A 19,244-nucleotide genomic window follows, 5' to 3' on the forward strand; every position below is an offset into this window, starting at 1 on the left:
GCTAGGTACCCACAACGGCGCCGGGCAAACCCCGCCCCGGACCGGGACCCACCGCCGACCTAGAAGCGGTGCTGTCCCCACCACACCGCGTTGGCGTCGCCGAATTGGCGGTGCGCCTGGTCAACGGCCTCGATGAGGGCGCCGGCGACCATTCCCGGCAGCGCCTGGGACAGCGCTGCCGCGGCCGGAACCGAGGACGGCTTGGGCCGCAACAGGTCGCGCAGCGAAGAACCCGGATAGGACACGATCTTGGCCTTGGCGTCCGGGTCGAGGCCCGCGAGCACCTTGGCGCGGCGGACGGCGGTGCGCAGACCGCCGAGTTCGTCGACCAGGCGGTGCTCGAGCGCGTCGGCCCCGGTCCAGACCCGACCCTGCGCGATCCGGTCCACGGCCTCGACCGTCATACCGCGCCCGTCGGCCACCCGCTCGATGAAATCGCGGTAGAGCAGGTCGGTTTCGGCCTCCACGCGGGCCTGCTGCTCGGCGGTGAACGGCGCGTTGCTCGACCACGCGTCGGCATTGGCGTTGGTGCGCACCGCCTCCGAACGTACGCCGAGGCGGTCCTTGAGGTCCCTGGCCACCAACTTGCCGGTCACCACCCCGATCGAGCCGGTGATGGTGCCCGGGTTCGCCACGATCGCGTCGGCCGACATCGACACGTAGTAGCCGCCCGAGGCCGCCACCGCACCCATCGAGGCGACCACCGGTTTGCCGGCCGCCCGGGTCCGGCCGACCTCGCGCCAGATGGTCTCCGAACCGGTCACCGAACCGCCGGGGCTTTCCACCCGCAGCACGATGGCCGCAACGTCGTCGTCGGCGGCGGCTTCGCGCAGCGCGGCGGCGATGGTGTCGCCGCCGGCGCTGGGGTTGCCGAACGGGAGCAACTGCGGACCTCCGCGGCCGCTGACGATCTGGCCGGCCACCGTGACCACGGCGACGCATCCCCGCCCCTTGCGGCCCGGGATGTTCATGCTGGGCAGTTCGGGTTTGCCGCTGCGGGCGTACCTCGACAGGTACAGCCGGGCCGGCGCGTCGTCGCCGTCGGGGTCGCCGGTGGTCGATGTAATACCTTCGGCGCCAACAAGTTCGGCGATCCGACCATAAGCCTCGTCACGGAAACCGACGCGGTCGATCAGGCCGCCGGCCAGCGCGTCCTCGCGCAGCAGCGGCGCCCGGTCGGCGAGTGCGTCGACCGCCGCGACCTCGATGCCCCGGGATTCGGCCACCCCCTGCCACACCTGGGCCGCCAGGCTCTCCACGATCCGGGTGTCGGCCTCCCGATGCGCCGTGGTGTAGCCGTCCTCGGTGAACAGACTGGCCGCCGACTTGTACTGACCGCGGGCCACGAACTGCGGCTCGATGCCGGCCTTGTCCAACGCGTCGCGCAGGAACATCGGGCTGGTGGCAAACCCGATCAGCCCGACCGTGCCCGAGGGTTGCAACCACACCTCGCCGAACGCCGAGGCCAGGTAGTAGGACAGCGTGCCGGGGTAGGTTTCGGCCCACGCCAGTGACGGTTTCACGGCGCTGAAGGCCGCGATCGCCTCGCGCAACTCCTGGATCGGGCCCGGCGGTGCGGCGTTGATCTGCACCCGGGCGATCAGCCCGGCGACGCGCTGGTCGTCGGCCGCACGATGGATCGTCGCGACCGTCTCCCGCAAGGTCAGCGGGCGGCGCTGGCCCACCACGTTCGACAGCATCGCCAGCGGTCCGGGGTTCCCCGTCTCCGGCGGCACCGTGTCCAGGTCGAGTTCGAGGATGCAGCCGGCGGGCACCCCGTTGTGGCGGGCGGTGTCGACCTTCTTGGCCAAGGCGCGCACATCGTCGGGCAGGGCGGGCAGCAGAGAGAACATGAAACCGAGGGTACCGACCGGCGCCGCCGCGATAGATTCGCGGCGCTCTCATCGGCGGGGACGTCGACGAGGGTTACCGCAACCCGGTCAGCGCCCGGCGACCGACCCGTGCTCCGGGCAGTAGACCACGACCGAGGCCCGCATCAGCGAGACCGCCTGGCCGCGCGTCAGACCGCTCTTTTCCAAGGTGTTCACCACGCCGCGGACCGTCGGGACCGGGTCGATGGTGCGCGCGCGACCGGAGGTGAGCATCTCGCATACGTCGCGGCCGACCTTGGGCAGGTCGACATCGGCGGACATCTGGATCCCCATCTTGGAGACCGCATCGGTGAACCGCTGGTCGTCCGGGCCGGCATGGGCGGCCCCGGCACCGAGCAGCGCGGCGCCGACGCCGGCGGCGGTCAGCAGCGCGACGAGGCTGCGATGGGTCCGACGCCGGTGCTCCATGAAATCTCCTTGGTCCTCGACAGCCGCAGTTTAGTCAGCTCGCGGTGGATCCGCCCAATACAGAAGTGCCCCCGCCGGAGCGGGGGCACTTCCTATGTCGATATCAGCTGGCGGGCTGTTACAGCTCCGTGGCGGTGCCGCCGGCGGCCGTGATGGCCTCCCGCGCGCTGCCGCTGAACTTGTGCGCGACCACGTCGACCTTCGTCGAGAGCTTGCCGTCGCCCAGCACCTTCACCAGAACGTTCTTGCGGACCAGGCCCGCGCCGACGAAGTCGTCGATCCCGATGCTGCCGCCGTTGGGGAACGCCTTGGCGATCTCCCCGACATTGACGACGGCGTACTCGGTGCGGAACCGGTTCTTGAAGCCCTTGAGCTTGGGCAGCCGCATGTGAATCGGCATCTGCCCGCCCTCGAACGTCGCCGGCACGTTCTTGCGCGCCTTGGTGCCCTTGGTGCCGCGACCGGCGGTCTTGCCCTTGGATCCCTCGCCACGACCCACGCGGGTCTTGGCGGTCTTGGACCCGGCGGCCGGCTTCAGGTCATGGAGCTTGATGACCGATGAGTCCGAGCTCATTTGTCGCCCTCCTTGACTTCCTCGACCTCGACGAGATGGTGCACGACGCGAATCAGACCGCGGGTCTGCGCGTCATCCTTGCGCACCACCGAATGGCGGATCTTGCGCAGGCCCAGCGTACGCAGGCTCTCGCGCTGATTCCAGCGCGCGCCTATGGTGCCGCGCACCTGGGTGATCTTGAGCTCTGACATGTCTATGCGTTTCCTTCACGCGCCGCTACGGCAGCCAGCGCATCACTTTCCCGACGCGCGCGCAGCATCCGCGCCGGCGCGACGTCCTCGATCGGCAGACCGCGACGGGCCGCCACCTCTTCGGGACGCTGCAGCATCTTCAGCGCGGCCACGGTGGCATGCACCACGTTGATCGCGTTGTCGCTGCCCAGCGACTTGGCCAGGATGTCGTGCACGCCCGCGCATTCCAGCACGGCACGCACGGCACCACCGGCGATCACTCCGGTACCGGCACTGGCCGGACGCAGCATCACGACACCGGCAGCGGCCTCGCCCTGCACCGGATGGGTGATGGTGCCACCGATCAGCGGCACCCGGAAGAAGTTCTTGCGAGCCTCTTCGACGCCCTTGGCGATCGCGGCCGGTACTTCCTTGGCCTTGCCGTAGCCGACACCGACCATGCTCTTGCCGTCGCCGACGATGACCAGCGCGGTGAAGCTGAACCGGCGACCACCCTTGACGACCTTGGAGACCCGGTTGATGGTCACGACGCGCTCGAGGTAGTTGTTCTTGTCGCCGCTGTCGCGGCCGCCGCGGCTACCGCGGTCGTCACGCCGGCCACGGCCGCCGTCACGTCCGCCGCGTCCGCCACGCTCGGTGTCGGTCCGGGTACCGGCGGTCGGGGCGCCGGAGCTGGCGGCTGGCTCAGCCGCAGCGCCCGTAGTCTGCTCCGCCATTATGCGGTCCTTCCGTTGTCAGTCACTAGAACTTCAGTCCATTCTCGCGGGCGGCATCGGCCAAGGCCGCGATGCGTCCGCCGTAGGTGTATCCGCCACGGTCGAACACCACGGCTTCGATTCCGGCGGCCTTGGCGCGCTCGGCGATCAGCTGACCGACCCGGACGCTCTTGCCCTTCTTGTCACCCTCGACGCCACGCACGTCGGCCTCGATGGAGGAGGCCGCCGCCAGCGTGGTGCCGGTCAGGTCGTCGACAAGTTGAACGTGGATGTGCCGCGAGGAGCGGTTGACCACCAGGCGGGGCCGCTGGGCGGTGCCGGCGACCTTCTTGCGCAACCGCGCATGCCGACGCAACCGCGCCACCCGCCGGGCGGCGGAGATGCTCTGCCCCACCGGCTGATGCTTCTTGGTAGTGGATGTCTGCGCCATATCTACTTACCTGTCTTTCCGACCTTGCGGCGGATCTGCTCACCCTCGTAGCGGATGCCCTTGCCCTTGTAGGGGTCGCTCTTCCGCAGGCGACGAATGTTGGCCGCCATCTGGCCGACCTTCTGCTTGTCGATCCCGGAGATCGAGAACTTCGTCGGGGTCTCCACCGCGAAGGTGACGCCCTCGGGAGCGTCGATCTGCACCGGGTGGCTGTAACCGAGCGCGAACTCCAGGGTGTTGCCCTTGGCCACGACGCGGTAACCGACCCCGAAGATCTCCATCTTGGTCGTGTAACCCTCGGTCACCCCGGTCACGAGGTTGGCGATCAGCGTCCGCGACAGCCCATGCAGGCTGCGGTTGTGCCGGTCGTCGTCCGGGCGGGTGACCACAATGGCACCGTCGTCGTCGCGCTGCACCACAATCGGTTCGGCGACGTTGAGCGACAGCGTGCCCTTGGGGCCCTTGACGGACACGTGCTGTCCGTCGATCGTCACATCGACCCCGGACGGAACCGGGACCGGATTCTTTCCAATACGCGACATAGTCTTGTTGCTCCTATCCCGCTACCAGACGAAGGCGAGGACTTCGCCGCCCACGCCTTGTCGAGCTGCCTGACGGTCGGTGAGCAGACCCGAGGACGTGGAGATGATCGCCACGCCCAGGCCGCCGAGCACCCGAGGCAGATTGGTGGACTTTGCATAAACCCGCAGACCGGGCTTGGACACCCGCCGCAGGCCGGCGATGCTGCGCTCACGGCTGGGGCCGTACTTGAGCGAAACAACCAGGGCCTTGCCGACGCGGGCGTCTTCGGTCCGGTAATCGGTGATGTAACCCTCGCTCTTGAGGATCTCGGCGATGTTGGCCTTGATCTTCGAGTGCGGGAGGGTCACCTCGTCGTGATACGCCGAGTTGGCGTTACGCAGACGTGTCAAGAAGTCTGCGATCGGATCCGTCATTGTCATGACAGGTATGTCACCTTCCTCGCGGCGGTTCCCTGATACTCGTCAGGGCCTGCCGCGCCCTTACTTGGTCTGTGGGTGGTTTTGGTTACCAGCTGGATTTCTGCACGCCGGGCAGCTCGCCCGCATGCGCCATCTCACGCAAGCAGATGCGGCAGAGGCCGAACTTGCGGTAGACCGAGTGGGGCCGACCGCACTTGTTGCAGCGGGTGTAGCCACGCACCTTGAACTTGGGCTTCTTGTTGGCCTTGTTGACCAGCGCTTTCTTTGCCATCTGCTCAGTTCTCCTTGAACGGAAAGCCGAGGGCCCGCAGCAGCGCTCGTCCTTCGTCGTCATTCGTCGCCGAGGTGACGACGGTGATGTCCATGCCGCGGGGACGGTCGATCGAGTCCACGTCGATTTCGTGGAACACCGATTGCTCGGTCAGACCGAAGGTGTAGTTGCCGGTGCCGTCGAACTGCTTCGGGCTCAGGCCGCGGAAGTCGCGGATACGGGGCAGCGAGATCGAGATCAGCCGATCCAGGAACTCCCACATCCGGTCGCCGCGCAGGGTCACCCGCGCGCCGATGGGCATGCCCTCGCGCAGCTTGAACTGTGCGATGGACTTGCGGGCCTTGCGGATCTCCGGCTTCTGGCCGGTGATCAGGGCGAGGTCGTTGACGGCGCCGTTGATCAGCTTCGCGTCGCGAGCGGCGTCGCCGACACCCATGTTCACGACGACCTTCACCACGCCCGGGATCTGCATGACGTTGGCGAAGTCGAACTCTTTTTGCAGCGTGTCGCGGATTTCCTCGCGGTAGCGCTGCTTGAGCCGGGGCTGCACCTTCTCGGTGGTTTCTGCGGTGGTCACTTCTGAATGTCCTTGCCGTTCGTCTTGGCGATGCGGACGCGCTTGCCGCTCTCTTCGTCGGTGCGGTATCCCACGCGGGTCGGCTTGCCGTCGGAGTCGACCACCATCACGTTGGACACGTGGATCGGGGCTTCCTGGGTGACGATGCCGCCCGAGGAGGCGCCACGCTCGGTCGACGAGACCGCGGTGTGCTTCTTCATCCGGTTGACACCCTCGACCAGGATGCGGTTGCGGGTCGGGTAGGCCTGCAGGACCTTGCCCTTGGCGCCCTTGTCCTTACCGGAGATGACGAGGACGGTGTCGCCCTTGTGAATCTTCATTTACAAAACCTCCGGGGCCAGCGAGACGATCTTCATGAAGCGCTTTTCGCGCAGCTCACGACCGACCGGGCCGAAAATACGGGTGCCGCGCGGGTCGTTGTCGGCCTTGATGATGACGGCCGCATTCTCGTCGAATTTGATGTAGCTGCCGTCGGCGCGACGGCGTTCCTTGACGGTGCGCACGATGACGGCCTTGACGATGTCGCCGCGCTTGACGTTGCCGCCGGGGATGGCGTCCTTGACCGTCGCCACGATGACATCACCGATGCCGGCGTAACGCCGACCCGAGCCACCGAGGACGCGGATGCACAAGATCTCCTTGGCGCCCGTGTTGTCGGCGACCTTGAGCCGCGATTCCTGCTGAATCACTAGATCTCCTATATTTTCCCAGCCCGCATCGTTCGGTCCCGGCCGAAACGAACTGGTCTTCCTCGTTGCGCACGCCAAAGATCCCCCGACAATCCCTGCATATCGGCCAGGGCATGCCGGAAAAACCTTGACGAGCTCGGTCTTCGTCACCGAAGGGCACGCGGGGCCGATGAAGCTCTCATCGACCGAGGTCTGCCCACGACAACCACTAGAGTCTAGGTGACGAGCAGCCCTGCACCAAATCTGCGCCGACAGCGCTCAGCCGCGCACACAGCGGAACCCGATATGGGTGGTCGCACTGTCCTGGGCCTGCGGGGATCTCGCGGCGGGCCGATAACGGTGACAGTACTCCGGCGCGCACAAATGCGAGCCGCCCTTCAGCACCTGGCTGACCGCGGGGTCCGGGTCCCGCGGGGGCGGGCAGCACCCGTTCTCGGGCGGCCGGCCGGGCCGGTGCCGGGCGGCGTATCGGGTGGTGGTCCACTCCCATACGTTGCCGATCATGTCGACGAGCCCGAAGTCGTTGGCCCGGAAGGTGCCGACCGGGGAGGTCCCGACCCAGCCCCGTGCGCCGTCGTTGCGATACGGAAACCGGCCCTGCCAGGTGTTGGCCATGAGCGTCCCGCCCGGGGCGGCCTCCGCACCCCATGCGTAGGTGGTGTCGGCGCCGGCCGCGGCGGCGTACTCCCATTCGGCCTCGGTGGGCAGCCGACGCCCGGCCCAGGCCGCGTAGGCCGCCGCATCCGGATAGGCGATCTGGACCACGGGGTGTTCCGGCCGGTCGGCGACGGTGCTGTCCGGCCCGAACGGGTGCTGCCAACAGGCGCCGGGCACCCAATGCCACCATTGCCGCCAGTCGCGCAGGTCGACCGGACCCGCGGTGGGACGGAACACCAGCGCGCCGGGCTGCAGATCCGACTCGGCCACGCCCGGGTAGAGCGCCGGATCCAGCGGGCGTTCCGCCACCGTGCGGTAGCCGGTGGCGGCGACGAACTCGGCGAACTGCGCGTTGGTCACCGGATGCCGCTCCACCGCCAGGGCCGCGACCGTGACGGGGTGGACCGGGGCCTCCTCGGGATAGAACGCCGTCGACCCCATCCGGAAGGTGCCGCCCGGCAGCTCGATCAGTTCGGTGAGCGCCACGGGATCAGGTTATCGGGGCGTCTCGGGTCAGTCCTTCGCGAAGGCCGCCGCGAGTTCGCGTTCGATGTCCACATACGGCGCGCCCGAGACGTCGACGACGGCCTTGGCGATGACGCCACCGGTGAACGGGTACGGCGCGGTATAGGCCGCCGAGACGGCTTGGCCGCCGTTGCGCCCCACCGCGAGCCCGCCCCCGGCCAACCCGAAGGTGCCGGGATGGGCGCGGACGTCGGCGCGGGTGGCCACGACGACGTCGTCGACATGCAGCGTGACCGTGCCCAGCGGCGTGTGGCTGCCCTCGACGGCCCCGGACCGCTCAAAGCGCACCCCGAACACGTGCTCGCCGGTGGCCACCACGTCGGGCGCCGCCACGGCCTGTTCGTCCTCGCCCATGAAGTTGTAGACGTAGTGCAGTGCACCGCCGGCGAGGTAGAGCACATGGCCGCCGTGCCCGGCGCCGTGCTTGACGAGCACACCCTCGGCTTCGGGGGTGTCCACCGTCACCTCGACCAGCACCGAGAACGATTGGCCGCGCAGTTCGACGCCGGCTCCGGGCCCGATCTCGGCCGTATCCGGGTAGTAGGTGAACCGTTGGCGCTCCCCGACCAGGTAGGGCCGGCTACGGGCCAGCGTTTCGAAGATGTTGAGGTCGCCCAACGGCAACCCGTTGTACTTGGCCGCCTCGCTGAACCACAGCGCCTTGAGCTCTTCGAGGCGCTCGGGGTGTTCGTCGGCCAGGTCGCGGCACTGACTGCGGTCCGATTCGATGTGGTAGAGCTCCCAGCGGTCGGTGTCGAAGTGCCCCCAGCCGGCCGGCGACGCCGCGTGCACGGTGTTGGCGAACCACCCCTGGTGCCAGATACCCCGGGTGCCCAGCATGGTGTAGAACTGCGTGTGCTTACCGGTCGGGAATTCCGGATCCTTCAGTGCCGCAGCGAAACTCACCCCCTCGAGCGGTTTCTGTGCGACGCCGCGCACGGTCGCGGGCGGGCAGATGTCCAGCAGGTCGAACACCGTCGGGGTGACGTCGCAGACGTTGGCGTAGACATCGCGGATCTCGCCGTGTGCCGCAATGCCATTGGGCCAGGCGATGATCGCCGGATCGGCGACGCCGCCCTCGTGGGAGGCGTACCGCTTGTAGAGCTTGTAGGGCGTGTTGAACGCCATCGCCCAGCCGATCGGATAGTGGCCGTAGGTCGAGGGCCCGCCGAGTTCGTCGTAGTAGCGCAGGCTTTCCTCGACGGTGTCGATGTAGCCGTTGAAGAACTTGACCTCGTTGACCGACCCGCTGGGCCCGCCCTCGCCGGACGCGCCGTTGTCGGAGATCACCACGATGATGGTGTTGTCCAGCTGACCCGATTCCTCGAGATAGTCGAGGACTCGGCCGATCTGATCGTCGGTGTAGCTCAGGAATCCGGCGAAGACCTCGGCCATCCGGGCGAACAGCCGCTTCTCCTCATCGTTCAACGATTCCCACGGCCGGACGGTGTCCTGCTCGGGCCACGGCTCGCCGCCGGGGCCGGTCACGTCTTGATAGGGGTTCATCGGGGACAGTTCGGTGTGCTGGGGCACCAAGCCCATCCGCTGCTGATTTTCCAGCACGACCTCGCGGTAGCGCTCGTAGCCCATGTCGAAGCGGCCCCGGTAACGGTCGGCCCAGTCGGTGGGCACGTGATGCGGCGCGTGGCCCGCGCCCGGGCACACGTAGGAGAACCACGGCTTGTCCGGCGCAATCACCTTGGCGTCGCGGATGAACTCGATGGTCTTGTCGGCCAAGTCCTTCGACAGGTGGTAGCCCTGTTCCGGGGTCCCCGGCGGGCTGACCGGATGGTTGTCGTACACCAGCTCCGGGTACCACTGGTCGGTCTCGCCGCCCAGGAAGCCGTAGAACCGTTCAAAGCCGCGGCCCAGCGGCCAATGCCGTTTGCTGGCAGCCAGATTCGACTCCTCCAGCGGGGTCAGGTGCCACTTGCCGACGCAATAGGTGTTCCAGCCGCGTTCGGCGAGGACCTCGGACAGCAGCGCTGTCTCGTTGGGAATGCGCCCGCTGCAGTTGGGGAATCCGTCGGTGAACTCCTCGATGGTGGCCATCCCCACCGTGGTGGGGTTGCGTCCGGTCAGCAGGGCGGCCCGAGTCGGCGAGCACAGCGCGGTGGTGTGGAACTGTGACAGCCGCACCCCGCGGTCGGCGATGCGGCTCATGGCGGGCATCTCGACAAGTCCCCCGAAGCAGTCCCAGGTCGCGATGCCGATGTCGTCCCAGACCAGATACAGCACGTTGGGCGCACCCGCCGGCGCGGTCGGGGCGGCGAACGGACCCCAGTCGGGCTCGGAATCCCGGATGTCCAGTTCGATCTTGCCGTTGAAGTCCGTGCCCATCGGTCCAACCCCTACCCTGTGATCACACCCGAATGTGTTCGGACCCTACCGCGCCGCCGCGCCGAACCGGCCCGAATCGCGCGGCGGATCACCACATCAGTCCCCGGATCAGCGCGGCTGGTGGCACATCTTCGATCGACAGCAACCCGCTGGGGGCGGCACAGATCCAGTCGATCGCGTTGACCACGCGGGCCGCCGTCGAGATGCAACCCGCGTCGGTGGTGTCCAGCCTCGGATGCGACACGTGGGTGTTGATCTCGACCCGCGGCTCCCCTTCGACCACGACGCGGTGTACGCCAGTGTGGTTGTCGGGCGGGTATTCCCAGTCCGGCGCGGCGGCCGCGGTCAACCGGGTGATGTGTTCCATCGTGATCACCGGCGTACCGTCGCGAACCCCCTCCACGGCGAACCGGATCGCGCCCATCTGACCCGGCTCCACCGTCGTCATGATGCATTCGATCGTGTCGGTGGCGTACCAGGGTTCGATGCGTTGTCGGACCTCGTCGAGTTCGATCCCGAGCAGGCCGGCGAGATTGCGGATCGGTCCGCTCCACAGGTTCGTGAGCACCCCGGGCAGGAACAGCGGGGGCGTCTCGTCGTCCGGACCGAGACCGAAACCCATTGTGGTGCCGGTGAACTCGAAGTCATCATAGTTGGCGTAGTCGAAGATCTCCTGGACGGTGATCGATTCGGCGCGGGTGACCAGGCTCAGCGCGCTGAACACCTCGGTGTCCCCGGAGTACCCCGGGTCGACTCCGTTGGCATACAGCGACGAATTGCCCTGCTTGCAGGCCTGCTCCAGCGGCACCCGCAGCCAGTCGTCGGCCAGGCGCGGCGCCACCAGCCACACCATCGAGGTCGACGCGACGTTGATGCCGGCCCGCAGGAACGTCGCGATCTGCTCGATCGCCGCCATCGGGCGGGTCTCGCCCTGCGCGGTGTAGACCACACAATCGGGCGCCAGCGCCACCAGGGCCTCGATGTCGTCGGTCGCGATGATGCCGGTCGGTTCGCTGCGTCCGCACAATTCGGCGGCGTCGCGGCCGATCTTGTCCGGACTCGCCGCGTGCACCCCGACCAGTTCCAGATCCGGCCGACCGATGATCGCGTGCAGCGAGTGACGGCCGACATTGCCGGTGGAGAATTGCACGACTCTTCGCATCCGCGGGGTTCGCTTTCGCTCGATGGTCACCGATCGCTTCAGATTCGCACAACTGCCGGCTCGCCGATGGGCATGTGGAGTTATCCGCGCCGACCTATATTGACTGAAGTCAGTGTCGTCAGCGTCGTGACAGCACCCGATCCCACCAGGAGTGGCCGATGCCGCAGCAGACCTACCGCGTGATCCAGTGGATGACCGGCGATGTCGGGCAAGTGGGTGTGCGACATTTCGCGAGCAACCCGGTGTTCGAACTGGTCGGTGTGCTGGTGCACACCCCGGACAAGGTCGGGCGGGACGCCGGCGACATCGTCGGTATCGCGCCCACCGGCGTCGTCGCCACCGACGATGTCGAGGCCGTGATCGCCCTCGACGCCGACTGCGTGTTCTACACGCCGGTGATCATGGACGTGGACACCGTCTGCCGGCTGCTCCGCTCGGGCAAGAACGTCGTCACCACCAGTGGGTTCTTTCACCCCTCGCCGGACTTCCGCGACGCCGGCGATCGCATCCGCGCGGCGTGCCGCGACGGCGGAAGTTCCTTTCACGGCGCGGGAATCCATCCCGGCTACGCCGGCGACGTGCTGCCGTTGACGCTGGCCCGGGTCGCGAGCCGAATCGACAAGATCGAGGTCTACGAAGTCGTCAACGTCCTGTCCGATGCGCCGCTGGATCACATCGACTGGCTCGGTTTCGGGAAGTCGGCGGGTGAGTTCCTCGGGGCGCCCACGATTCTGGGGCTCGGCGTTCCGTTCTTCGCCCAGTCGATGCACCTGATCGCCGACGGGTTGGGGGTGGACATCGACGAGGTGTCCGCGGAGGTGACGGTGGCCACCGCGACCGCGGACATCGCGCATGAACTGGGCGTGATACCCCGCGGCACCGTCGCGGCGCAGCATCACGTCTGGACCGCCTGGGTGGGCAGCGATCCGCTCATCGTCTTCCACGCGATCTACACCACGGGCGGGCCCGACGACCTGGAGCCGGCCTGGGACTGGGGCAAGACCCGGTACCGAATCGTCATCGAGGGCGATCCGGCGACCGAACTCACGCTTGCCGGCGTCGAGCGGCCGGACGGCACCATGAGCCACCCCGGCTACTCCTGGACCGCGATGGCGGCGACCAACGCGATCCCGTCGGTGTGCGATGCCCCGCCGGGCTGGGTCACCCACCTCGACCTCGGACTGGTCGCGCCCCGTGGTCTGGTGCGCCGGGCTACTGCTGATCGATGACGGGTTCGTTCACCCGATAGAGCCGCCAATCAGGCAGGCTGTCACCGTCATTGGGGATCTCGAGCTCGAGCGTGGCGATCTCGGCACCGGTCTCGTACAGCGTCGGGTAGCGCAGGTTCAGCGCATCGGAGACCCCTCGACCCTCCCGCGGAACCGCCAACAGGTACTTGATCCCACCCAGGGACGGATCGTTGAGCAGCGCGGTGAAGTCCGGATCCGACGGGATGACGAAGATCTTGGGCCGATCGGTGGCCGCCAAGATCGCGAATCCGTGCACGGTGTCGGTGATCACCGAACTGTCCGGCAGCCCGAGGCCCTCGAGGTAGTCGGAAATCTTGCGTTCGGTGGCGAAGCTCGCCGCGATGCGGCGCTGCAGCGCACTGTGTTCGGAGACGGCGTGGCGGTCCGGTGCCAGCACCGTCGCCAGGGCGTATTCCTGCGGCGCGTACTGCGGCAGGCTCATCCCCCACGCGGTCATCGGCAGGCTGACCGCGAACAACAGCGCCACCACGACGTAGCCGGTTCGGGAGTGCCTTCGGGTGTCGACCGGGGCCGGCACCGGCGCATACCGGCCCCGCCGCTTGGCGGCCGCCAGCGCCCCGTCCGGGACCGCGAGCATCGCCAGGCAGGCCGTCAACGGGACCGCGATGATGTAGAACCGCAGGAAGGGAAACGTCGACCCGGAGGCGTAACTGACTGCCTGAAACGCCAGCGCCGCACCGTAGATCGACAGTGGTACCAGCACCACCTGCCAGTTCGGGGTGCCCCACCGCCGCGCCACACACCACAACGTGATCGGCACCAGGGTCGGTGCCAGCAGCGCAATGCACGCAACCGCGAACAGCAGACCCGCGCCGAACGTCTGGGTGACCTGACCCGATTGCGCCAGGATCGCAGTGTTTCCATATTGCGAGGTGAACTGGGCGAAGGCCGCCCCGGTGATCAACCAGCTGACCCCCACCCAGCCGATGAACGCCACCGTGCCGGGGGCACTGACCATCACCGTGTCCAGCATGGCGCGCCGCAACCGCGGCGCCGGGCGCGCGCGACGATAGGTGGTGGCACCCACCAGCAGACCGGCCGCGGCGATGCACGCCACCGCGTCGTAGCGGGTCAGGTAGGCCAGGCCCATCGCGATACCACCGGCGGCCACCAGATGATGCACGTCGTCGTCGACCATCCACCGGATCAACCGGCGCACCGCCCAGGTCATGAAGAAGATGAACGGCGCCTCGCTCATCCCGTTGGAACCGTAGAACACGATCATCGGGTTCAGCGCGAACATCGCGGTGATCGCCAGCGCGTAGCCCCGGGGCAGGCCGCGGTCCAGGCCCATCCCGAGGATCTGGATGACGGCCCCGGCCATGAAGACCGCCGACATCAGGCTGCCCGAGAACGCTCGCTCGGCGATATCCGGCCACACCGGGCTCAGCAGGAGCGCCGGCACCTGCGCCAGCGCCGTCAGCGGGGTGAAGATGAACCCGATCGCCGCCAGGTGGGGGTCGCGGCTGAACAGCACCGATTGCGCGGCCGCCACGCGGGACAGCGCGTCGCCGATGATGAACCCGTGGCGGACCTGGAGCCAGTAGCCGACCGCGGCGTAGAGCGCGAAGCAGACGAAGAACACGGCGACCAGCAGACGTCGCCCCGACCAGCCACGGGCCACCGATCCCGGCACCTACTCGGCCTCCGCCTCGGTGGGCCGTTCGGCCAGACCGTGAAAGGTCTTCTCCCAGTAAGACGGGTTGCGGATCAGCTGATAGCAGCCCTTGGCCGCCGCGACACTCATCATCACCCAGAACAACGGCACCGTCAGCGCGGCCACCAACAGGTCGGAGCGGTCGTCCTCGCGCAGCGCGATGAGGTTCATGTAAAGCGTGGCGGCGTTGCCCAGCACCAGGGCGACCAACGCGGGAAAGTAGATGTACCACGGGAATACCGCCTCGACCAGTGCGGGCTGACCGAGAAACCACACCACGGTGATCAGCCAGAACGCCAGGTTCAGCACCGCGATGATCGGCGTGCCGGCCAACACCAGGTTGAATCGGACGAAGCCGCGGGGGCCGAGCGTGCGCAGCAACTGAACGGGCCGACGAATGTGCACCAGCCAGGTCTGCAGATACCCCTTGTACCAGCGGGAGCGCTGCCGCACCCAGTTGATCGGGTCGCTGTTGGCCTCCTCGAGCGTGTACGAGTCGATCACCGCGGTGCGATAACCGTTGGCCGCGATCCGCAGCCCCAGGTCGGCGTCCTCGGTGACATTGAACGGATCCCACGCGCCGATCTCGTCGAGAACCTCACGGCGGAGGTGATTGGACGTGCCGCCCAACGGAATCGGGGACGTCGAGCCCATCATGCCCGGTAGCAGATAGCCGAACCACAGCCCGTACTCGGCGGTGAACCAGCCGGTCAGGATGTTCTGGTGACCGTTGTGGTACACCAGTTTTGCCTGCACGCAGGCGACATCCTCGGGTAGGTCGCCGAACGCGGCGACCACCCGGCGCAGCTGCAACGGCTCGGGCAGGTCCTCGGCGTCGAAGATCGTGACGATGTCCCCGGTGGCAAAGTGCAGACCGTAGTTGCAGGCCTTGGGTTTGGTGCGCGGCTCCGCGGGCGGCACCAACAAGATGGTGATGGCATCGGAGTCCGCGCAGTCCTTCGCCGCGGCGATCGTGACGTCGTCGTCGGCCTCGAGCAACAGCAGCACCTGCAACTTGTCGCGCGGGTACTCCAGGGCCGCCATCGCCCCGATCAGGTCGCCGACCACCTCCGGTTCGTTGTAGGCGGGCACCAGGATCGTGTACCGGGGCAGGTCCTCATCGGGGGTCGCCCGGGCCCGCTCATCGGCGATGACGATCGCGCGCGACGCCAGTCCCTGCCGGAAGATCAACAACCTATCCCCCATGGTGAGCAGGTAGCCGGCCGTGCTGAGACCGATGAGCACCACGGCGGTGGTCATGGGTTGCCATGCGGCACACACGATCACGAGCACCAACAGCGACCACAGCGCCACCCGCTGCCACCCGATCACCGGGACCGAGGCCGAGCGCAGCGGATGGTCCTCACGCAGGCCGTTGATCGCCCGGTGCAAGGCGTGCTCGGTACTCATCGCGTCACCGCCACCGATTCGAATTGCGTCGCCACCAACTCCCGGCCGAACTCGGTGAGCAGTTCGGCGTCCTTGAAACTCGGGGTTCGCTCGTCGAGCACCGCGTTGCCACGGAACAGCAACGTGAACATGGTCCGCAGCGTCGAGGCCAGCGTGGTGGTCGGCTCCGGGAACGGCGCATCGGGCTCGTGGTTGTCGACCGCGAAAATCGTGACGCGCTGGGCGATCTCCTCGTCCGTGCCCCACGCGAATCGCAACGAGTTCCAGGTGATGAGCAGGTTGTCGTCGACCACCGACAGCAGGTCGCCGCTGACCCCGTGCCCGAGGTCGACGCGCCGAGGATCGCTGAGCCGGGCATTGGCCATGTTGTAGATGATTCGCCCGTGAAAGGTGTCGAACGAGAGCGGCCGTTGGCTCACGATACTGTCGACGACCACCGTTCGGGGCCGAGAGTCCTTGTCGAAGCGGGGATCTCCGGTGGTGGCGGTCATCTGCTGGCGCAACAGCACCGCGTGCTGGCCGTAGAACCGGCTCATGCCGTCATAGGTGTGCTGCTCGGTGGTGTCCCAGCCGGCCGGGGTGGCCAACGGACGCCCCGGAACGAGCTCGGCGGGCCCGGCATGGGTGATGACGGTCGCGGATGCTCCCGCAGGCAGCGGAATGAGTGCCAGTGCAATGGTCACCCCCACGACGAGCGGCACGCCCGCCCACACCTGATTGGCGGCCAACGGCTCGACCCTGCGGTCGAACAGCCGTTTGGGCTGACCGCGCCGGGCCTGCAGATACATGAAGACACCGACTGCGGCGATCGCGACGAGCACCGGAACCTCTTGGTAGACCAGCATCGGCGCATCCTCGAAGAACACCCCGATGAGGGTCAGGACGCTGAAACCCACCAGCCACGCATACAGGGAGCCGATCGCCCCGCGCCGCACGGTGGTGCGCACCGCGACGCCGGTCGCCACGGCGGCGATGATCATCGTGGAGGCGCCGGCGGCGAACTTGCCGCCGCCGAGGAACACCACCGACAAGAAGTACGGCAGCGTGAACACCATGAACAACAGCGCCCAGACGTGGCGGAACCGCATCACGGGGCGCAGTCCGAACAGCACGATCGCCGCCGAGAGCACGAACAACCACATCGCGACCAGGTCGAGTCGCAGCAGGTGGAAGTACAGCGAAAAGCGGGGCGCCAGTACGGCTTGGACCAGCAGCGCGAGAATCAGTCCCATGGTGCCGACGATGATGTCGGTCTGTCGGTCGTGGATCGGCAGCTCGGTCCGATCGCGTCGTGCCACGCCCACCGCGGCGAGGGCGGCCGCGCCGGGCACCAGCCACACGTAGCCGCCGATACCGCCCACGGCCGCCGTGTGGGCCGAGGTGGCCACGCTGTCGGAGAACGCCACGCCGGCACACCCCAGGATCAGCGCCCAGCGCAGTGCCAACCGATAGGGCGGCGACAGTGCCAGGTAGCGCTGCAGCACGGCGGAGCCCCACGACCGGCGCTCCTCGACCTCGGCGACCGTCAAGGCCGGCCTTCGGAATGCCTGCTGCGCCGGTAGATCACGACGCCGGCCGCTGCAACGAGCAGCACGCCCAGCGCCGTGGCGAGACCCAGATACAGCGACGACCGGTCCGCGGTCGCCGCGGCAGCGGCCGGCACCGACGGCGCGGTGGAGATCAGCACCGGTTCCCGGTCCGGCGCGGCGATCAACGCGGTGCCGGACAGCGATGACCACCGCTGGACGTCGTTGCCGAGCCAGCCGAGCAGCGCGTCGAGGCGCTCGGGGGCATTGTTGGAGGTCGCGATGAGCACGCTGCGCTCGCCGTCGTAGACCGTTTGCAGCGAGCCCCAGGCCAGGCCGGGGTCGAGCTCCAGGGTGCTCGCCACTTGGGTTCCGTCCGGTGGATCGGGGCGCTCGACACTGATCTCGCCGTCGGCACCGGCGGTGACGGGCAGGGTGATGCGCTCGTCGGTCCACCCCGCTGCGCTGACCAGCACCGCCGGGCCGGCAGCGTCGATGGCCTCGCGCACCGACATCACCGCGGTGTCGATCGGCAGCGCGCTGAGGCGCTGCAGGCCGGCCAGCAACACGACCGCCCTGCGGGCGTCGTCGAATCCACCGTCGACGCCGACGGCCGCGCGCGGCAGCAGGGCTTGCGGCAACGACTGAAACCCACCGCGAACCGGCGGCTCCGCGAGCCTGCTGTGCACCGGACTGTCGCCGTCGATGGTCAACGTCAGCGGCTGGAATTCACCACAGCGGCCGGTGTTGCCGCTGATGTCCAACCGCACACCGAGCGAGGTGTAGCGCTCCATCAGATGGTCGGGCACGTCCACCCAGCGGTCGATGTCGCCGGTGGCATCGGCCGGCCAGCGGTCGACGGTTTCGCCGCCGATCGAGGCGACCAGTTGCCCGGCGACCGAGCCGGGCAGCGGCGTGTAGTCGCCACGCAGGTGTACCCGCACATCGCGCACCGAGCGCCCCAGCCGAGTCTGGTCCAAACCGATCGAGACCTGGGGCGACATCGCGGTGGCATTGACCCCCGGCTGGCCGAGCCGACGCAGCGTGGTCTGGTCGCCGGGAAGTTGTGGGGTCGAACTGAGCGGACCCGCAACGGCTTTGGAGGCGATCGCGAGCCGGTTCAGATCGCTGGTCAGCAGCCGACTCTGGTTGCCCAACTCTTCGGCGGGGCCGGCCACCAGCAGCGCCGGTACTCCGCCGGTGCCTCGTAGGGACACCCCCGCCTCGGCGTCTTCCCGGATCACGATGTGGCGCTGCAGCGGCGCCGAGGGCGCCTCGGGCAGCAGTTGGCCGTCCCGCAACGGCAGCAGTTCGATGCCGGGATTCTGGGTCCCGTAATGCGCGGCAACGGCCGTCGCCAACCGGACCGCGGCGTTGGTCTCGGCGCGGGACGGATCGTCGTCGACGAAGATGCTGAGCTGACGTAGCACCGGCGGCAGGAAATCCGCCACCGCGGTGGGAACGTGCTCGACGCCGGCGAATGTCACGCCGGCCTCCGACAACCGCAGCGGGTTGGACGGGTCCAGACAGTAGCCGTCGAGGGGGATCAGATAGGTGCGCAACATGACGTGCGCCGCGTTGTCCACGACCCGGACACCTTCGAGTGGGATCACCACGGGCGCACTTTCGCCCGGCGGCATCTCGACCCGGCCAATCGTTCGGTCGTCCTGCATGACGGTGATCGCGGCGCTCCGCACATTCACGGGCAATTGCGTAATCGCGGTCAGCGCCACGGGATTCAACCCTGGGGGGACCGGGATTTCCAGGGATTCGGTGCCCTGCGTTCCGTAAAAGGCCAGCTGGGGCACAGCCCCGAGCTCGACCAAGGGCAGCGTCGGCGCGACGGAGACACCCAACTCCTCCGGGGGCTGACTCCTTGCCACCGGCGAAACCAGCAAAGTCATCAGTGTGATTGCCGCCAGCAACCTTGCACAGGCCGCGATAGATTGTTTCATCGCAGGTCAGCGTAGCCGCAACGCCGCAACC

The 19,244-nt window shown here is 67.8% G+C and carries 20 protein-coding genes; 1 reads left to right on the plus strand and 19 read right to left on the minus strand.

Annotation, left to right across the window (positions count from 1 at the left end):
- Window positions 1–59: 59 nt before the first annotated feature.
- The 15 genes from sppA to RCP80_RS19035 all read right to left on the minus strand — a co-directional run bounded on the left by sppA (window position 60) and on the right by RCP80_RS19035 (window position 11,394).
- Entirely contained in the window at window positions 60–1,853 is a 1,794-nt protein-coding gene (sppA, locus tag RCP80_RS18965; protein ID WP_308479144.1) for a signal peptide peptidase SppA, read from the minus strand.
- An 87-nt stretch (window positions 1,854–1,940) separates the two neighbouring features.
- Window positions 1,941–2,300 carry a DUF732 domain-containing protein gene (locus RCP80_RS18970; protein WP_308479145.1) on the minus strand — a complete coding sequence of 120 codons (360 nt, stop codon included), beginning with the start codon at window positions 2,298–2,300 and terminating at the stop codon, window positions 1,941–1,943.
- A 118-nt stretch (window positions 2,301–2,418) separates the two neighbouring features.
- Window positions 2,419–2,874: a 50S ribosomal protein L15 gene (rplO, locus tag RCP80_RS18975; RefSeq protein ID WP_308479146.1), complete on the minus strand. Its 456-nt coding sequence runs from the start codon at window positions 2,872–2,874 to the stop codon at window positions 2,419–2,421.
- Window positions 2,871–3,065 carry a 50S ribosomal protein L30 gene (gene rpmD, locus RCP80_RS18980; RefSeq protein WP_308479147.1) on the minus strand — a complete coding sequence of 65 codons (195 nt, stop codon included), beginning with the start codon at window positions 3,063–3,065 and terminating at the stop codon, window positions 2,871–2,873. Before rpmD ends, rplO begins: the two co-directional genes overlap by 4 nt.
- 2 nt (window positions 3,066–3,067) lie before the next feature.
- Complete coding sequence (gene rpsE, locus RCP80_RS18985) at window positions 3,068–3,781, minus strand: 30S ribosomal protein S5 (RefSeq protein WP_308479148.1); 714 nt, start codon at window positions 3,779–3,781, stop codon at window positions 3,068–3,070.
- A gap of 25 nt (window positions 3,782–3,806) precedes the next feature.
- Window positions 3,807–4,211: a 50S ribosomal protein L18 gene (gene rplR / locus RCP80_RS18990; protein ID WP_308479149.1), complete on the minus strand. Its 405-nt coding sequence runs from the start codon at window positions 4,209–4,211 to the stop codon at window positions 3,807–3,809.
- A gap of 2 nt (window positions 4,212–4,213) precedes the next feature.
- A complete protein-coding gene (rplF, locus tag RCP80_RS18995; protein ID WP_308479150.1) occupies window positions 4,214–4,753 on the minus strand; it encodes a 50S ribosomal protein L6 in 540 nt (179 codons plus the stop codon).
- Window positions 4,754–4,774: 21 nt separating this feature from the next.
- On the minus strand, window positions 4,775–5,173 hold the full coding sequence (gene rpsH, locus RCP80_RS19000) for a 30S ribosomal protein S8 (protein ID WP_308479151.1): 399 nt from the start codon (window positions 5,171–5,173) through the stop codon (window positions 4,775–4,777).
- An 85-nt stretch (window positions 5,174–5,258) separates the two neighbouring features.
- Window positions 5,259–5,444, minus strand: a complete 186-nt coding sequence (locus RCP80_RS19005) for a type Z 30S ribosomal protein S14 (protein WP_260762072.1) — start codon at window positions 5,442–5,444, stop codon at window positions 5,259–5,261.
- Window positions 5,445–5,448: 4 nt separating this feature from the next.
- Entirely contained in the window at window positions 5,449–6,021 is a 573-nt protein-coding gene (gene rplE, locus RCP80_RS19010) for a 50S ribosomal protein L5 (protein ID WP_308479152.1), read from the minus strand.
- Window positions 6,018–6,341 (minus strand): 50S ribosomal protein L24, encoded by a 324-nt coding sequence (gene rplX, locus RCP80_RS19015; RefSeq protein WP_308479153.1) that lies wholly within the window; start codon window positions 6,339–6,341, stop codon window positions 6,018–6,020. The genes rplE and rplX overlap by 4 nt, the downstream gene beginning before the upstream one ends.
- Complete coding sequence (gene rplN / locus RCP80_RS19020; protein ID WP_308479154.1) at window positions 6,342–6,710, minus strand: 50S ribosomal protein L14; 369 nt, start codon at window positions 6,708–6,710, stop codon at window positions 6,342–6,344.
- Window positions 6,711–6,968: 258 nt separating this feature from the next.
- Window positions 6,969–7,808, minus strand: coding sequence for an SUMF1/EgtB/PvdO family nonheme iron enzyme (locus RCP80_RS19025; RefSeq protein ID WP_308482926.1), 840 nt, complete (start codon window positions 7,806–7,808; stop codon window positions 6,969–6,971).
- Window positions 7,809–7,880: 72 nt separating this feature from the next.
- Window positions 7,881–10,232 carry an arylsulfatase gene (locus RCP80_RS19030; RefSeq protein ID WP_308479155.1) on the minus strand — a complete coding sequence of 784 codons (2,352 nt, stop codon included), beginning with the start codon at window positions 10,230–10,232 and terminating at the stop codon, window positions 7,881–7,883.
- Between the two features lie 88 nt (window positions 10,233–10,320).
- Complete coding sequence (locus tag RCP80_RS19035) at window positions 10,321–11,394, minus strand: NAD(P)H-dependent amine dehydrogenase family protein (protein ID WP_308479156.1); 1,074 nt, start codon at window positions 11,392–11,394, stop codon at window positions 10,321–10,323.
- A 158-nt stretch (window positions 11,395–11,552) separates the two neighbouring features.
- Here RCP80_RS19035 and RCP80_RS19040 point away from each other — a divergent pair, with 158 nt between their 5' ends.
- Entirely contained in the window at window positions 11,553–12,623 is a 1,071-nt protein-coding gene (locus RCP80_RS19040) for an NAD(P)H-dependent amine dehydrogenase family protein (protein ID WP_308479157.1), read from the plus strand.
- Here the strand turns inward: RCP80_RS19040 and RCP80_RS19045 are convergent.
- The 4 genes from RCP80_RS19045 to RCP80_RS19060 are packed head-to-tail and all read right to left on the minus strand — an operon-like array spanning window position 12,607 to window position 19,213.
- Window positions 12,607–14,289, minus strand: coding sequence for a glycosyltransferase family protein (locus RCP80_RS19045; protein WP_308479158.1), 1,683 nt, complete (start codon window positions 14,287–14,289; stop codon window positions 12,607–12,609). The two genes, RCP80_RS19040 and RCP80_RS19045, sit on opposite strands and share 17 nt — an antisense overlap.
- A gap of 12 nt (window positions 14,290–14,301) precedes the next feature.
- A complete protein-coding gene (locus RCP80_RS19050; protein WP_308479159.1) occupies window positions 14,302–15,732 on the minus strand; it encodes a glycosyltransferase in 1,431 nt (476 codons plus the stop codon).
- Window positions 15,729–17,261, minus strand: a complete 1,533-nt coding sequence (locus tag RCP80_RS19055) for a hypothetical protein (protein ID WP_308479160.1) — start codon at window positions 17,259–17,261, stop codon at window positions 15,729–15,731. The genes RCP80_RS19050 and RCP80_RS19055 overlap by 4 nt, the downstream gene beginning before the upstream one ends.
- Complete coding sequence (locus RCP80_RS19060; protein ID WP_308479161.1) at window positions 17,258–19,213, minus strand: hypothetical protein; 1,956 nt, start codon at window positions 19,211–19,213, stop codon at window positions 17,258–17,260. Before RCP80_RS19060 ends, RCP80_RS19055 begins: the two co-directional genes overlap by 4 nt.
- Between the last annotated feature and the right edge of the window lie 31 nt (window positions 19,214–19,244).

Origin of the sequence: Mycolicibacterium sp. MU0053 (genome assembly GCF_963378095.1) — a bacterium.
In the GTDB taxonomy this organism is placed as follows: domain Bacteria; phylum Actinomycetota; class Actinomycetes; order Mycobacteriales; family Mycobacteriaceae; genus Mycobacterium; species Mycobacterium burgundiense.

What these genes read in the sequence shown, in the direction of transcription:
- RCP80_RS19005 (WP_260762072.1), bottom strand. Translation starts at nt 5,444, where the DNA reads ATGGCAAAGAAAGCGCTGGTCAACAAGGCCAACAAGAAGCCCAAGTTC.
- rplO (WP_308479146.1), bottom strand. Translation starts at nt 2,874, where the DNA reads ATGAGCTCGGACTCATCGGTCATCAAGCTCCATGACCTGAAGCCGGCC.
- rplR (WP_308479149.1), bottom strand. Translation starts at nt 4,211, where the DNA reads ATGGCGCAGACATCCACTACCAAGAAGCATCAGCCGGTGGGGCAGAGC.
- rplF (WP_308479150.1), bottom strand. Translation starts at nt 4,753, where the DNA reads ATGTCGCGTATTGGAAAGAATCCGGTCCCGGTTCCGTCCGGGGTCGAT.
- RCP80_RS19025 (WP_308482926.1), bottom strand. Translation starts at nt 7,808, where the DNA reads ATGGGGTCGACGGCGTTCTATCCCGAGGAGGCCCCGGTCCACCCCGTC.
- sppA (WP_308479144.1), bottom strand. Translation starts at nt 1,853, where the DNA reads ATGTTCTCTCTGCTGCCCGCCCTGCCCGACGATGTGCGCGCCTTGGCC.
- rpsE (WP_308479148.1), bottom strand. Translation starts at nt 3,781, where the DNA reads ATGGCGGAGCAGACTACGGGCGCTGCGGCTGAGCCAGCCGCCAGCTCC.
- RCP80_RS19060 (WP_308479161.1), bottom strand. Translation starts at nt 19,213, where the DNA reads ATGAAACAATCTATCGCGGCCTGTGCAAGGTTGCTGGCGGCAATCACA.
- RCP80_RS19040 (WP_308479157.1), top strand. Translation starts at nt 11,553, where the DNA reads ATGCCGCAGCAGACCTACCGCGTGATCCAGTGGATGACCGGCGATGTC.
- RCP80_RS19035 (WP_308479156.1), bottom strand. Translation starts at nt 11,394, where the DNA reads ATGCGAAGAGTCGTGCAATTCTCCACCGGCAATGTCGGCCGTCACTCG.
- rpmD (WP_308479147.1), bottom strand. Translation starts at nt 3,065, where the DNA reads ATGTCAGAGCTCAAGATCACCCAGGTGCGCGGCACCATAGGCGCGCGC.
- rpsH (WP_308479151.1), bottom strand. Translation starts at nt 5,173, where the DNA reads ATGACAATGACGGATCCGATCGCAGACTTCTTGACACGTCTGCGTAAC.
- rplX (WP_308479153.1), bottom strand. Translation starts at nt 6,341, where the DNA reads ATGAAGATTCACAAGGGCGACACCGTCCTCGTCATCTCCGGTAAGGAC.
- RCP80_RS19050 (WP_308479159.1), bottom strand. Translation starts at nt 15,732, where the DNA reads ATGAGTACCGAGCACGCCTTGCACCGGGCGATCAACGGCCTGCGTGAG.
- RCP80_RS18970 (WP_308479145.1), bottom strand. Translation starts at nt 2,300, where the DNA reads ATGGAGCACCGGCGTCGGACCCATCGCAGCCTCGTCGCGCTGCTGACC.
- RCP80_RS19030 (WP_308479155.1), bottom strand. Translation starts at nt 10,232, where the DNA reads ATGGGCACGGACTTCAACGGCAAGATCGAACTGGACATCCGGGATTCC.